Annotated in this window: 7 protein-coding genes; 6 read left to right on the top strand and 1 reads right to left on the bottom strand. The window is 42.6% G+C overall.

The window, feature by feature from the left end; translation table 11 throughout:
• The first annotated feature begins 10 nt into the window (after window positions 1–10).
• From Bovatus_RS20075 to Bovatus_RS20105, 6 genes are all read left to right on the top strand, one after another.
• Window positions 11–2,533 (top strand): glycoside hydrolase family 31 protein, encoded by a 2,523-nt coding sequence (locus Bovatus_RS20075; protein ID WP_004297323.1) that lies wholly within the window; start codon window positions 11–13, stop codon window positions 2,531–2,533.
• A 76-nt stretch (window positions 2,534–2,609) separates the two neighbouring features.
• Window positions 2,610–4,889 (top strand): GH92 family glycosyl hydrolase, encoded by a 2,280-nt coding sequence (locus tag Bovatus_RS20080; protein WP_004297324.1) that lies wholly within the window; start codon window positions 2,610–2,612, stop codon window positions 4,887–4,889.
• Window positions 4,890–4,901: 12 nt separating this feature from the next.
• The gene (locus Bovatus_RS20085) at window positions 4,902–7,244 is read left to right on the top strand and encodes a GH92 family glycosyl hydrolase (protein ID WP_081015851.1); all 2,343 of its coding nucleotides are present in this window, start codon (window positions 4,902–4,904) and stop codon (window positions 7,242–7,244) included.
• A gap of 12 nt (window positions 7,245–7,256) precedes the next feature.
• Window positions 7,257–8,054: a basic secretory family protein gene (locus tag Bovatus_RS20090; RefSeq protein ID WP_004323619.1), complete on the top strand. Its 798-nt coding sequence runs from the start codon at window positions 7,257–7,259 to the stop codon at window positions 8,052–8,054.
• Between the two features lie 8 nt (window positions 8,055–8,062).
• Complete coding sequence (locus Bovatus_RS20095) at window positions 8,063–11,320, top strand: GH92 family glycosyl hydrolase (protein ID WP_004301136.1); 3,258 nt, start codon at window positions 8,063–8,065, stop codon at window positions 11,318–11,320.
• Window positions 11,321–11,373: 53 nt separating this feature from the next.
• The gene (locus Bovatus_RS20105) at window positions 11,374–13,320 is read left to right on the top strand and encodes a glycoside hydrolase family 97 protein (RefSeq protein WP_004301137.1); all 1,947 of its coding nucleotides are present in this window, start codon (window positions 11,374–11,376) and stop codon (window positions 13,318–13,320) included.
• Window positions 13,321–13,682: 362 nt separating this feature from the next.
• Here Bovatus_RS20105 and Bovatus_RS20110 read toward each other — a convergent pair whose 3' ends face one another.
• Window positions 13,683–14,477, bottom strand: a complete 795-nt coding sequence (locus Bovatus_RS20110; protein WP_004301140.1) for a LytR/AlgR family response regulator transcription factor — start codon at window positions 14,475–14,477, stop codon at window positions 13,683–13,685.
• Window positions 14,478–14,480 lie beyond the last annotated feature (3 nt).

Genomic DNA, 14,480 nt, shown 5'->3' on the forward strand with positions numbered 1-14,480 from the left:
ATTCAAGCAGATGAAGAACTTTTACTTGTTCTTTTTGATAACTTTCTTTTCAATTTCCTTGGGTGCACAAGAAAAATCGAATAACGTTGCCTATGAGGATACGAATGTACGTTTTACAGTCATTTCTGACGGTACAATTCGTATGGAGTATGCTCCTGATGGTAAATTCATTAATCAACACTCTTTCTTGGCTGTAGAACGTAATTATCCGGCAGTTAAATTCAAACTAAAGAAAGGTGCATGGATTGAGCTTTCTACCTCTAAAATGAAACTGCGTTATAAAAAAAATAGTGGTGCTTTCACTGCCGAGAATCTTCAGATTTCTTCGATGAAAGGGTTGACACCTGCTTTCGTTTGGAAGCCAGGTATGAAGCAACAGTATAATCTGAAAGGCACGACTCGTACACTTGACGGATGGGACGGGGATAAGTGTTGGGGGCACAAAGCGGATTTGGAAGATGGGCTTCTTGCTAAAGACGGGTGGACTTGCTTAGATGACTCCAACAATTTTCTTTTCGATGGTGATGCGGATAACTGGAATTGGGTGAAGACTCGTGAACATGTTGAGGGGGCTCAAGACTGGTATTTTATGGCTTATGGACATGATTATAAAGCTGCATTGAAAGACTATACTCTTTTTGCCGGCCGTATGCCTCTTCCTCCCCGTTATGCTTTCGGTTATTGGTGGAGTCGTTATTGGATGTATAGTGATCATGAATTGCGAGAATTATGCAAGAATTTTGAAAACTATAATATTCCTTTGGATGTGCTTGTAATAGATATGGACTGGCATTATACAGATAAGGGACGGGGGAGTTGGACCGGATGGACATGGAACAAAGAGTTGTTTCCTGATTATCGTAAACTCCTTAAAGATTTGAAAGCTGACAATGGACTACGTGTTACCCTTAACCTGCATCCTGCAGAAGGAGTCCGTAGTTACGAAGAACAATATGAAGCTGTGGCGCGTGATAATGGAGTGGATCCGGCTACTAAACAGGAAATACCTTGGATATCTTCAAAAAAGAGTTTCATAAAAAGTATGTTCAAGAATGTTCTAATGCCTATGAACAATGCCGGAATAGATTTTTGGTGGCTGGATTGGCAGCAGGAACCATTTGATAAAGAAGTGAAAAATCTAAGTAATACTTGGTGGCTGAATTATATATTTTTCTCCCAAATGGAGCGTGAACGTCAGACGCGTCCATTGATTTATCATCGTTGGGGAGGACTTGGAAATCATCGTTATCAGGTGGGCTTTTCGGGTGATACATTTATTTCCTGGGCTAGTCTCGATTACCAGACTTACTTCAACTCTACTGCCAGTAATGTACTTTATGGTTATTGGAGTCATGATATAGGAGGTCACCAGGGTGTAGACCATATTGATCCGGAATTGTATGTTCGTTGGATGCAATTTGGCGCTTTTAGTCCTATTTTACGTTCACATAGTACGAAGATTGCTGGTTTGACAAAAGAGCCTTGGGTATTTAGTAATGAGGTATCTGATATTTTGCGTGGCATCATTCGCCAGCGTTATAATATGGTACCTTATATTTACACAATGGCTCGTGAGGCTTATGAAACAGGACTGTCACTCTGTCGCCCAATGTATTATGATTATCCGGAAACGCAAGAAGCTTATGATTACCGCAATCAATATATGTTTGGTAATGATGTAATGGTAGCTCCTGCAACTTCACCTATGAAGGATGGTTATACCGAAGTGAAAGTATGGCTTCCGGAGGGACAATGGTATGAATTTGCTTCCGGAAAGACGTTGCAAGGGGGACAAGTATTGACTCGTTATTTCGCTCTTGACGAATACCCCATTTATATTAAAGCAGGTGCGGTACTGCCGATGTACAACGATAAAGTGATGAATCTGAACGGTAAGGATGAAACGATTGTTTTGAATGTTATTCCGGGTAAGACTTCTTCTGAATTTACATTGTACGAGGACAATGGCGATGATAAAAATTATCAGAAGGAATTTGCTACGACTGCTATTCACTCTGAAAAGACGGGCTCAAAACTGACGCTAACTATTAGTCCGCGTAAAGGTTCTTATAAGGAAATGCCTGCACAACGTTCTTATCAGGTAAAGGTTCTTGCTTCGGCTATACCTGAAAGTGTGACAGTAGACGGACAGAAACAAGATTTCGTTTACCTGAATGAAGAATTCGCTCTGTTGGTAGATATTCCGCAGAAAGATTGTAATAGAGAAAAAGTGGTTGCAATTGAATATCCTGTTTCCGAAGTCAATTTGGATGGATTATTTGGTGCTGCCAAACGTGTAGCTAAGGCGATGGAGAAATTGAAATATCGTAATTCTTATATTGTTTTTCAACCGGACTTTTGCAAATTGGGCAGCATCAAGGAGGCTATACGTTACACACCAGAGAATTTGGATGATTTGTCTGCTGAGTTTTGGAAGAGTTATAAAAACTTGCCTGCCCTGTTGAAAGATGTTCAAAAACTAAATGAGGATGAGGTGAAATGGTTCTTACAGTTGATTAAATATGAACAATAAATAGATTTCTTTTCGTGCTCGCTTATGAATATCACCGAATAAAGTAATATATAATATTATACTTAATTCACAAACCATGAATAAAAAGAAACTCTTGTCTCTCGGAGGTGCCCTGTTATTGGGCACTTATTTCCTTTTCGCGCAGAAACAACCTGTCGACTACGTGAATCCTTTGATGGGAACCGACTCTAAAATCTCGTTATCCAATGGGAATACATATCCTGCTATCGCATTGCCGTGGGGGATGAATTTCTGGATGCCGCAGACTGGCAAAATGGGTGATGGCTGGGCATATACTTACGCTTCGGATAAAATCCGTGGCTTCAAGCAAACCCACCAGCCTAGTCCCTGGATCAATGACTACGGACAGTTTTCAATCATGCCAATGACGGGACGATTGAGAATTGATCAGGAGCAGCGTGCCTGCTGGTTCTCGCATAAGGCAGAGAAGGCAACTCCTTATTATTATAGTGTTTATTTGTCAGAATATAATCTGACAACGGAAATTGCTCCGACAGAACGTTGTGCTTATTTCCGGTTCACTTTTCCCGAAACGAAAGATGCGTATATCGTGATAGATGCTTTTGATCGCGGTTCGTATGTGAAGGTGATCCCCGAAGAAAACAAAATCGTGGGATATACGACACGCAACAGCGGCGGCGTTCCACGGAACTTTAAGAACTATTTCGTGATAGAGTTCGACAAACCTTTCACGTTCAATAAAGTCTGGGCAGACTATCATACGGTAGAAAAACATCTGGAGTTGCAGTCCAATCATGTGGGAGCAGCTATCGGTTTTTCCACGAAGAAAGGCGAACAGGTGCATGCCAAGGTCGCTTCCTCGTTCATCAGCCCCGAACAGGCAGAACTGAACTTGAAGGAAATCGGCAAGAAAACCTTCGAGCAGACGAAGGAAGCAGGGCGTAAGGCTTGGAACGACGTGCTGGGACGCATCAAGATAGAAGACAATGATGAAAACCGTATGCGTACATTCTACTCCTGTCTGTATCGTTCCGTGCTTTTCCCCCGTATGTTCTATGAAGTAAATGCGCAGGGCGAAACAGTTCATTACAGTCCTTACAACGGCGAAGTCCGTCCGGGCTATATGTTTACCGATACCGGATTCTGGGATACCTTCCGTTGCCTGTTTCCGTTTGTGAACCTTGTATATCCTTCCATGGGAGAAAAAATGCAGGAAGGTTTGTTGAATACTTATCAGGAAAGCGGCTTTTTTCCCGAATGGGCTAGTCCGGGACACAGAGGGTGTATGGTTGGCAACAACTCTGCTTCAGTAGTGGCGGATGCCTTTATGAAGAATGTAACCAAAGCGGATGCAGAAAAAATGTACGAAGGCTTACTGAAAGGTGCCAACAGTGTACATCCGCGAGTTTCCACTACCGGACGTCGTGGATATGAATATTATAATAAAATGGGTTACGTACCATACGATGTAAAGATCAATGAGAGTGCTGCACGTACGCTGGAATATGCTTATGATGACTGGTGTATCTATCGTATGGGCGAGAAACTGGGACGTCCTGCCGAGGAACTGGAAGTTTATAAAAAAAGAAGTCAGAACTATCGCAACCTGTTTGACCCGGAAACGAAACTGATGCGTGGAAAGAATGCCGACGGTACGTTCCAGTCTCCTTTCAATCCGTTTAAATGGGGAGATGCCTTTACCGAAGGAAATAGCTGGCACTATACCTGGTCGGTGTTCCATGACGTACAAGGACTGGTCGACCTGATGGGCGGTAAGAAGATGTTTGTCAGTATGCTCGATTCCGTATTCAGCCTTCCACCGGTATTCGACGACAGTTACTACGGTGGAGTCATTCATGAAATCCGCGAAATGGAAATTGCCAATATGGGGAATTACGCGCATGGTAATCAACCTATCCAACACATGATTTACCTGTATAATTATGCCGGCGAACCCTGGAAAGCACAATACTGGTTGCGTGAGGTGATGACCCGCCTGTACTTTGCTACCCCGGATGGCTATTGTGGTGATGAGGATAACGGACAGACCTCCGCCTGGTATGTCTTTACGGCCTTAGGCTTCTATCCGGTATGTCCGGGCAGCAATGAATATGTGCTGGGAGCTCCCTATTTCAAAAAGACAACTATTACATTGGAAAACGGGAAGAAGCTGGAAATCTCTGCTCCCAAGAACAGTGATGAAAACCGTTATATCCGTTCATTGAACTATAATGGCAAGAACTATACGAAGAACTATTTGAACCATTTTGATTTATTAAAGGGCGGGCGACTGCTATTTAATATGGATAATAAACCCAATATGGGAAGAGGTGTGAATGAATCAGATTATCCGTATTCTTTCTCTCGCGACTAAAACTAACTGGATATGGGTATAAAGAAGAGATTAGGGATAATGGCTATGGCGGCGGTTACAGTATCGTCCGCCATGGCTCAACAACCAGTGGATTATGTGAATCCGATAATTGGTACTAATGGTATGGGGCATACCTTTCCCGGTGCTTGCACACCTTTCGGATGGGTACAGTTGAGCCCGGATACAGACACAATTCCACATAACGTAAACGGAGCCTATCAGAAGAACGCCTATGAGTATTGCGCCGGTTATCAATATCGTGATAAGACAATTGTGGGTTTTAGCCATACACACCTTAGCGGAACCGGACATTCGGACCTGGGCGATATTTTACTGATGCCTGCCGTAGGTGAACTGAAACTGAATCCCGGCAGGGCGGATTACCCGGACGAAGGATACCGTTCCAGTTTCAGCCATGCCACGGAAAAAGCTGCTCCCGGATATTATGAAGTGATGCTGGATGATTATGGCATTAAGGCGCAGTTGACTGCAACGCAACGTGTGGGTATACATAAATATACCTTCCCGAAAGGAAAAGACGGTCATCTGATTCTGGACTTGGTACATGGTATCTATAATTATGACGGTAAGGTACTATGGGCAAACCTGCGGGTTGAAAATGATACCTTGCTTACGGGCTATCGCATAACAAACGGATGGGCAAGAACCAACTATACTTATTTTGCAATTTCTCTTTCACAACCTATAAGGGAATATGGGTATAAGGACAAAGAAAAAGTGCGTTATAATGGCTTCTGGCGTCGTTTCAATATGGAAAAGAATTTTCCGGAGATTACAGGACGCAAGATTGTGGCTTACTTCAACTTTGATACAGTCAAAGAATCCGAACTGGTCGTAAAGGTGGCATTGTCGGCTGTCAGTACCGAGGGAGCTATCAAGAATCTACATGCCGAAGCTTCCAGAAAAAGCTTTGAAGAACTGGCAGAAGCCGCCCGAACGGACTGGAACAATGAACTCGATCATTTTGAGGCGGAAGGAACTGCAGACCAGAAAGCAATGCTCTACACTTCGCTTTATCATACGATGATTAATCCATCGGTCTATATGGACGTAGACGGATCTTATCGTGGCTTGGATCACAATATCCATCAGGCAAAAGGCTTCACCAACTACACGATATTTTCACTCTGGGATACCTACCGTGCGGAACATCCGTTCCTGAATCTAGTGAAGCCGGAACGTAGTGTGGACATGGTGGAGTCAATGATTAAGCATGAACAGCAAAGTGTGCACGGGATGTTGCCTGTCTGGAGTCTGATGGGTAATGAGAACTGGTGTATGAGTGGCTACCATGCCGTATCGGTGTTGGCGGATGCCATAACTAAAGGAATTTTTTCCAATGTAGACGAGGCTTTGGACGCAATGGTCAGTACTTCTACTGTACCTTATTACGAAGGAGTGGCGGACTATATGAAACTGGGCTATATCCCGTTGGACAAAAGCGGTACGGCAGCTTCCTCCACGTTGGAATATGCGTATGATGACTGGACCATCTATCAGACTGCCTTAAAATCCGGAAAGAAAGAGATTGCCGAAACGTATCGGAAGCGTGCTTTGAACTACCGTAATATCTATGACACGACGATTGGTTTTGCCCGTCCCCGATTTAGTGGCGGTTCATTCAAGAAGGACTTTGATGTGTTGCAGACCTATGGTGAGGGGTTCATTGAGGGAAATTCCTGGAACTTCTCTTTCCATGTGCCCCATGACGTATTTGGCATGATGGACCTGATGGGAGGGGAGAGAGTGTTTGTAGACAAACTGGATAAGCTGTTCTCCATGCATCTGCCGGAAAAGTATTATGAGCACAACGAAGATATAACGGAAGAATGCCTGGTTGGCGGATATGTGCATGGCAATGAACCCAGCCATCATATTCCTTATCTCTATGCATGGACCTCTGAACCTTGGAAAACACAGTACTGGTTGCGTGAAATCCTGAATAAGATGTATCGTAATGACATCAACGGACTGGGTGGCAATGACGACTGCGGACAGATGTCTGCTTGGTATCTTTTCTCCGTAATGGGTTTCTATCCGGTTTGTCCCGGAACAGACGAGTATGTACTGGGAGCCCCGTATTTGCCTTATCTGAAGTTGAAACTTCCCAATGGCAATACATTGGAGATCAAAGCACCGGACGTCAGTGACAAGAAGCGTTATGTTCAGTCTCTGAAACTGAACGGGAAAGTATATGATAAGATGTACATTACACACGAGGATATATTAAAAGGTGGAGTATTGGAGTTTAAGATGTCCGCATCGCCCAACAAACGTCGTGGTCTGGCGAAAGGAGACAAACCTTACTCGTTAACCGATGGAATCAATAAATAATAAAATAAAGATATGAAAAAGAGAAACTTGATCTATGTTACCTGTATGCTAATCGCTATGGGAGCTTGTTCTGCAACTTCAAAGAATCAGGCTGAAGTTGTGACTGACACATGGGGAAAATATAATGTGGGCACTATCCTGTTTGAAGATAAAGCACCGGAAACGAAAGGTTCTGATGTCTATCACCGGATTATCCCCGATGCGGAATCGTATATCAAGGCCCAGGCACGTGAGGTATTGGCTACCCTTTATAATTCTCCGGATGATAGTATTCCGACAGTGAACAAGATACATTATACGTTGGAAGATATTGAAGGCGTTTCTGCTAAAGGTGGTGGTAATGGTGATGTCACAATCTTCTATAGCACGCGGCATATTGAGAAATCATTTGCGAAGAATGATACGGCAAAGCTGTTTTTCGAAACGCGCGGAGTATTGCTGCACGAACTGACACATGCCTATCAGCTGGAACCGCAAGGAATTGGTTCTTATGGGACTAACCGTGTTTTCTGGGCATTTATTGAAGGCATGGCCGATGCTGTACGTGTGGCAAACGGTGGTTTCGATGGTCCTAATGCCCGTCCAAAAGGTGGGAACTATATGGACGGTTATCGTACGGCCGGTTATTTCTTTGTCTGGCTGCGTGATAACAAAGACCCTGAATTCTTGCGTAAGTTCAATCGCAGTACGTTGGAGGTGGTGCCTTGGTCGTTTGATGGTGCTATCAAACATATTTTAGGGAATGAATATAATATTGATGAACTGTGGCACGAATATCAAGTTGCGGTAGGAGATGTACAAGCACAATAAGAATAAATATGGCTAGTAGATTGGGTAAAAAGAGATTGTTTTTGGTTTGGTCGTGTCTGGTGAGTATTTTGCCGGGCATGGCTCAAACCGAGAAACTGATTGATTATGTGAATCCATTTGTGGGAACAGATGGTTATGGTAATGTGTATCCGGGTGCGCAGATTCCTTTCGGAGGAATTCAGATGAGTCCGGACACAGATAGTAAATACTATGATGCGGCTTCTGGTTATAAATATAATCATTCCACCTTGTTGGGATTCAGCCTGACTCATTTAAGCGGGACTGGTATACCTGATTTGGGAGACTTTCTGTTTATTCCCGGAACAGGAGAGATGAAACTGGATCCAGGGACACGTGAGGAGCCGGAAAAGGGATACCGTTCACGTTATTCTCATGAGAAGGAATGGGCATCACCTAATTATTATGCGGTGGAGCTGTCAGATTATGGAGTAAAGGCTGAAATGACGTCAGGAGTACGTAGTGGTATGTTTCGCTTCACCTATCCTCAATCGGATAAAGCTTTTATTATGATCGATATGAACCATACTTTATGGCAATCTTGTGAATGGGCGAATCTGCGCATGGAAAATGATTCCACCATCACCGGATATAAACTGGTAAAAGGCTGGGGACCGGAACGGCATATTTATTTCACGGCTACTTTCTCTAAAAAGTTGACCGGTTTGCGCTTTATGCAGAATAAGAAACCGGTGATTTACAATACCTCCCGGTTTCGTAGCAGCTATGAAGCCTGGGGAAAGAATTTGATGGCTTGCATCTCTTTTGATACGAAAGCCGGAGAGGAAGTGATTGTAAAAACTGCTATTTCATCGGTCAGCACAAACGGGGCAAAGAACAATATGGCGGAACTTGCCGGACTCGCTTTCGATGAACTGAAAGCTAAAGGAGAAGCACTGTGGGAAAAAGAACTTGGAAAATATACCCTTACTGCCGACCGTAAAACGAAAAGAACATTCTATACGTCGGCTTATCATGCGGCTTTGCATCCGTTCATCTTTCAGGATGTAGACGGGCAGTTTCGAGGATTAGATAAAAATATAGAGAAAGCCGAAGGATTTACCAACTATACGGTATTCTCTCTTTGGGATACCTACCGGGCTTTGCATCCCTGGTTCAATCTGGTGCAGCAGGAAGTGAATGCCGATATTGCCAATTCCATGTTGGCTCATTATGATAAAAGTGTGGAGAAAATGCTGCCTGTCTGGTCGTTTTATGGAAATGAGACTTGGTGTATGATTGGTTATCATGCAGTTTCCGTATTGGCTGACATGATTGTGAAGGGAGTAAAAGGGTTCGATTACGAACGTGCGTATGAGGCTATGAAGACCACGGCGATGAATCCGAATTATGACTGTTTGCCGGAGTATCGTATGATGGGATATGTGCCTTTCGATAAAGAGGCGGAATCAGTATCTAAAACATTGGAATATGCGTATGATGATTATTGTATGGCACAGGCTGCCAAGGCTTTGGGTAAAGAGGATGATTATCGTTATTTCTTGAATCGTGCACTCTCTTATCAGACTTTGATTGATCCGGAAACGAAGTATATGCGTGGCAAGGACAGTCAGGGAAACTGGCGTACACCGTTTACTCCGGTAGCTTATCAGGGCCCCGGATCTGTAAATGGATGGGGGGATATTACGGAAGGCTTTACTGTACAATATACCTGGTACGTACCACAAGATGTACAAGGATATATCAACGAAGCTGGCGAAAACTGGTTCCGCAACCGGTTGGACGAACTGTTCACAGTAGAGTTGCCGGATGACATTCCGGGAGCACATGATATTCAAGGCCGTATCGGAGCCTATTGGCATGGAAATGAACCTTGCCATCATGTAGCGTATCTTTATAATTACTTGAAAGAACCTTGGAAATGTCAGAAGTGGGTACGGACGATTGCTGACCGTTTCTATGGCGATACTCCGGATGCATTAAGTGGCAATGACGATTGCGGACAGATGTCGGCTTGGTATATGTTCAATTGCATAGGCTTTTACCCGGTGGCTCCTTCAAGCAATATGTATAACATCGGTTCTCCTTGCGTTGAGGCAATAACTGTTCGGATGAGTAACGGAAAGGTGATTGAAATGGTAGCAGATAATTGGTCGCCGAAGAATGTGTATGTAAAGGAATTGTATGTGAACGGCAAGAAGTATGACAAGTCTTATTTGAAATATGAGGATATACGTGATGGCGTGAAACTACGTTTTGTCATGAGCAGTAAACCGAACTATAAGCGTGCGGTATCGGATGAAGCGGTAGCTCCTTCTTTGTCGTTGCCTGGAAAGACAATGAAATATCAGGCAAATTTTTCAGAAAAGAAAAAGAGTGGTAATCCTGTTTTTAAAGGTTGGTATGCCGATCCCGAAGGAGTCGTGTTTGGAGATGAATATTGGATCTATCCTACGTATTCGGCACCTTATGATGAACAAACCTTTATGGATGCCTTTTCGTCTAAAGACTTGGTGAACTGGACAAAGCATCCGAAAGTCATATCAAAAGAGAATATCAGTTGGCTTCGTCGTGCTCTTTGGGCGCCAGCGGTGCTTTCAGCGAATGATAAGTATTATTTGTTTTTCGGAGCTAATGATATTCAGAATAATAATGAAGTAGGAGGGATTGGTGTTGCTACGTCAGATAGTCCTGCCGGACCTTTTAAGGATGCTTTGGGTAAGCCGCTGATTGATAAGATCGTTCATGGGGCTCAACCTATCGATCAGTTTGTATTCAAGGATGATGACGGGCAATATTACATGTATTATGGTGGCTGGGGACATTGTAATATGGTGAAAATGGCTCCTGACTTATTGAGTATTGTTCCTTTTGAGGACGGAACGATGTATAAGGAAGTCACTCCGGAAAACTATGTAGAAGGACCATTTATGTTGAAACGTAATGGAAAATATTATTTCATGTGGTCGGAAGGTGGCTGGGGACTCCCGAACTATAGTGTAGCATATTCCATTTCAGATTCTCCCTTTGGTCCGTTCAAAAGGGTTGGTAAAATCCTGGAACAGGATCTTTCGGTAGCTACCGGAGCAGGACATCATTCGGTGATAAAAGGAGCCGGAGAAGATGAATGGTATATTGTTTATCATCGTCGTCCGTTAGGTGAAACAGCAGCAAATAGTCGTGCAACTTGTATTGATCGAATGTATTTTGATGAAAACGGGTATATTAAACCAGTGAAAATGACTTTTGAAGGAGTATTACCCAGTCCGCTTGATAGTACGAAGTGATGTTTTTATTACATTTGCCAATGTAAAACGATTATTAATTAAATATCTAAATCATGAGAAGATATATTCTGTTAGTTGTGTGTTTGTGCTTAGTTTCACTACTTCATGCGCAGAACCGGTTAGAGTTGGTTTCTCCCAATGGAGAGCTGAAAGTGTCCTTGAATCTCTCGGATAAAATCTATTATAGTATAGATTATAACGGAGATGTATTGTTGAAAGACAATTCTCTTTTGTTGGTTCTGAAAAATCAAGTGTTGGGACAGAACCCTAAGTTGCGTCGTCAGAAGCAATGGAGTGTCGACGAGCAATTAACTCCTATTGTTCCTTTGAAATATTCGAAAGTCAATAATCGTTATAATCAATTGCTACTGACCTTTAAAGATTATTCAGTAGAATTCCGTGCTTTTGACGATGGAGTTGCTTACCGGTTTATTACCTCACAAAAAGGTGATGTTGAAGTAATGAACGAAGAGTTTGCTATCAACTTCCCGTCGGATTATCTTCTTCACTTGCAACAACCGGGAAGTTTCCATACAGCTTATGAGGAACCTTACACACATGTTCAAAGTAATGCGTGGAAGCCTGAAGAACGGATAGCTGTTTTGCCGGTATTGATTGACACACAAAAAGACTATAAAATATTAATCAGCGAGTCGGATTTGGCTGATTATCCATGTATGTTTCTCAAAGGAACGGGCACGAACGGAGCAATTTCTGTTTTTCCTAAAGCTCCGCTTGCGTTTGCCGAAAACAGTGATCGTAGTGTGAAGATTACTCAAGAAGCTGATTACATTGCTAAAACAAAAGGTACGAGAAATTATCCTTGGCGTTACTTTGTGATAAGTAAAAATGATAAGCAGTTGATTGAGAACACAATGACTTATAAACTGGCTGAAAAGAATCAACTTCAGGATATTTCATGGATTAAGCCGGGACAGGTAAGCTGGGAATGGTGGAATGACGCTTCTCCTTACGGACCGGATGTGGATTTTGTTTCCGGTTATAACTTGGATACTTATAAGTATTACATTGATTTTGCTTCTAAATTTGGTATTCCATATATCATTATGGATGAAGGCTGGGCTAAAAGTACGCGTGATCCTTATACGCCTAATCCCAAAGTAGACTTGCACGAGTTGATTCGTTATGGCAAAGAAAAAAATGTAGGGATTGTGCTTTGGTTGACATGGTTGACGGTAGAAAACAATTTTGATCTCTTCAAGACTTTCAATGAATGGGGAGTAAAAGGACTTAAGATTGATTTTATGGACAGAAGCGATCAGTGGATGGTCAACTATTACGAACGGGTAGCCCGGGAAGCAGCCAAACATCATTTGTTTGTCGATTTTCATGGCTCTTTCAAACCTGCCGGACTGGAATATAAATATCCGAATGTGCTGTCTTACGAAGGAGTGCGTGGCATGGAACAAATGGGCGGTTGTTATCCGGATAATAGTTTGTATTTACCATTTATGCGTAATGCTGTCGGTCCGATGGATTATACTCCCGGGGCGATGATTAGTATGCAGCCTAATGTGTATCGGTCGGAACGTCCTAATGCTGCAAGTATCGGAACACGTGCTTATCAGTTGGCACTCTTTGTGGTTTTTGAGAGTGGTCTGCAGATGTTGGCAGATAATCCTACTCTTTATTATCGTAATGAAGATTGTACCCGTTTCATCACACAAGTTCCCGTAACATGGGACGAGACTGTGGCATTGGAAGCTAAAGCGGGTGAATACGTCATTGTAGCAAAACGGAAAGGCGATAAGTGGTTTATAGGAGGAATGACTAATAATGGTAAAAAGGAACGTGAGTTTACCATAAAGTTAGATTTCTTGAATAAAGATCGCTCTTATCAAATGATATCTTTTGAGGATGGTATCAACGCAGGACGTCAGGCGATGGATTATCGTTGCAAGTCATCCCAGGTGAAAGCCGGGGAGCAGCTAACTATAAAGATGGTTAGAAATGGTGGCTTTGCAGCTGTCATTGAATGATGGCACATATTCTAACTTTCCATACATAAAAATGGAAATCATCTTTCAATCTATCACCATCCTTCTGAAACACCTTGTTCATCGAGCTTTCAGGGCGGTGATAGGTTGTTCTCCATCTATCACCTAATCTTCATCTATCACCGTTTGAAATGAACATGCCTGCATATAAACATAAGCTGGTATGTAAATAGAAGTTTCAACAGGGGATACTTTTGGTTTCAAGGCGGGAAACTGCAGTTTCATAGGCTTGAAACAAAGTGTTTTGCGGCTTGAAACTCTTTGTTTCAAGCGTTGAAACCAATCGTTTCACGGCACGAAACACTTTGTTTTGCTATTTGTTCTAAGAAGGCAAAGCCTCGGAATCAACGCTTTCTCTTAGAGAACCACTCTTTAAATTCTGCTACTCGGGCTTTACTGACAAGTATTTTTTCTTTGATTCCTGAATAATACAAGTTGATGGACAGTCGGCTGTTGAACCATAAGTCAATATCTTTGATAGCTTCTCGCGAAATAAGATATTGGCGGTTAGCCCGAAAGAAAAGAGAAGGATTGAGACACTCCGTAAGTTCATCTAATGTTTGAGAAAAACAGTATTCGGTTTCATCGGTTAAGACTACCTTGACCTGACAGTCCTTAATATAAAACAATTGTATCATATCTACAGAGACAGGCAATAGTTTGTCTCCTTTGGTAGGAATAAGGAAATGACTTTTATAGTTTTCCTGCTTTTGGAGTGAATGTATCAGTTTCAGTAGCTCATTCTCCTGTTGTGGAAAAGGAAACAGGTGTTTGTCAGCAGCATCCTGTAAACCTTGCAGCTTATCGAAAGCGTGTTCTATGTCTTCCTTACCGATGGGTTTTAATAAGTAGTCGATGCTGTTTACTTTGAATGCGCGTAATGCATATTCATCATAGGCAGTTGTAAAGATAATCGGACAAGTAATATTGATATGATTGAATATCTCGAAGGCGGAACCATCTGCCAGGTGAATATCCATGAATACCAGTTCCGGCATCGGATGAGAACTGAACCATTCGATAGTGGAACTGATACTATCCAGTATGGTCACGATTTCTCCATTCGGTTTTATTTCATTAAGCAGTGAAGTCAGATTTCGTACTGCTGCTTTTTCGTCTTCTATAATGACAATCTTCATGGT

The sequence above is a fragment of the Bacteroides ovatus genome (assembly GCF_001314995.1).
GTDB lineage: Bacteria > Bacteroidota > Bacteroidia > Bacteroidales > Bacteroidaceae > Bacteroides > Bacteroides ovatus.

What these genes read in the sequence shown, in the direction of transcription:
- Bovatus_RS20075 (WP_004297323.1), top strand. Translation starts at nt 11, where the DNA reads ATGAAGAACTTTTACTTGTTCTTTTTGATAACTTTCTTTTCAATTTCC.
- Bovatus_RS20080 (WP_004297324.1), top strand. Translation starts at nt 2,610, where the DNA reads ATGAATAAAAAGAAACTCTTGTCTCTCGGAGGTGCCCTGTTATTGGGC.
- Bovatus_RS20085 (WP_081015851.1), top strand. Translation starts at nt 4,902, where the DNA reads ATGGGTATAAAGAAGAGATTAGGGATAATGGCTATGGCGGCGGTTACA.
- Bovatus_RS20090 (WP_004323619.1), top strand. Translation starts at nt 7,257, where the DNA reads ATGAAAAAGAGAAACTTGATCTATGTTACCTGTATGCTAATCGCTATG.
- Bovatus_RS20095 (WP_004301136.1), top strand. Translation starts at nt 8,063, where the DNA reads ATGGCTAGTAGATTGGGTAAAAAGAGATTGTTTTTGGTTTGGTCGTGT.
- Bovatus_RS20105 (WP_004301137.1), top strand. Translation starts at nt 11,374, where the DNA reads ATGAGAAGATATATTCTGTTAGTTGTGTGTTTGTGCTTAGTTTCACTA.
- Bovatus_RS20110 (WP_004301140.1), bottom strand. Translation starts at nt 14,477, where the DNA reads ATGAAGATTGTCATTATAGAAGACGAAAAAGCAGCAGTACGAAATCTG.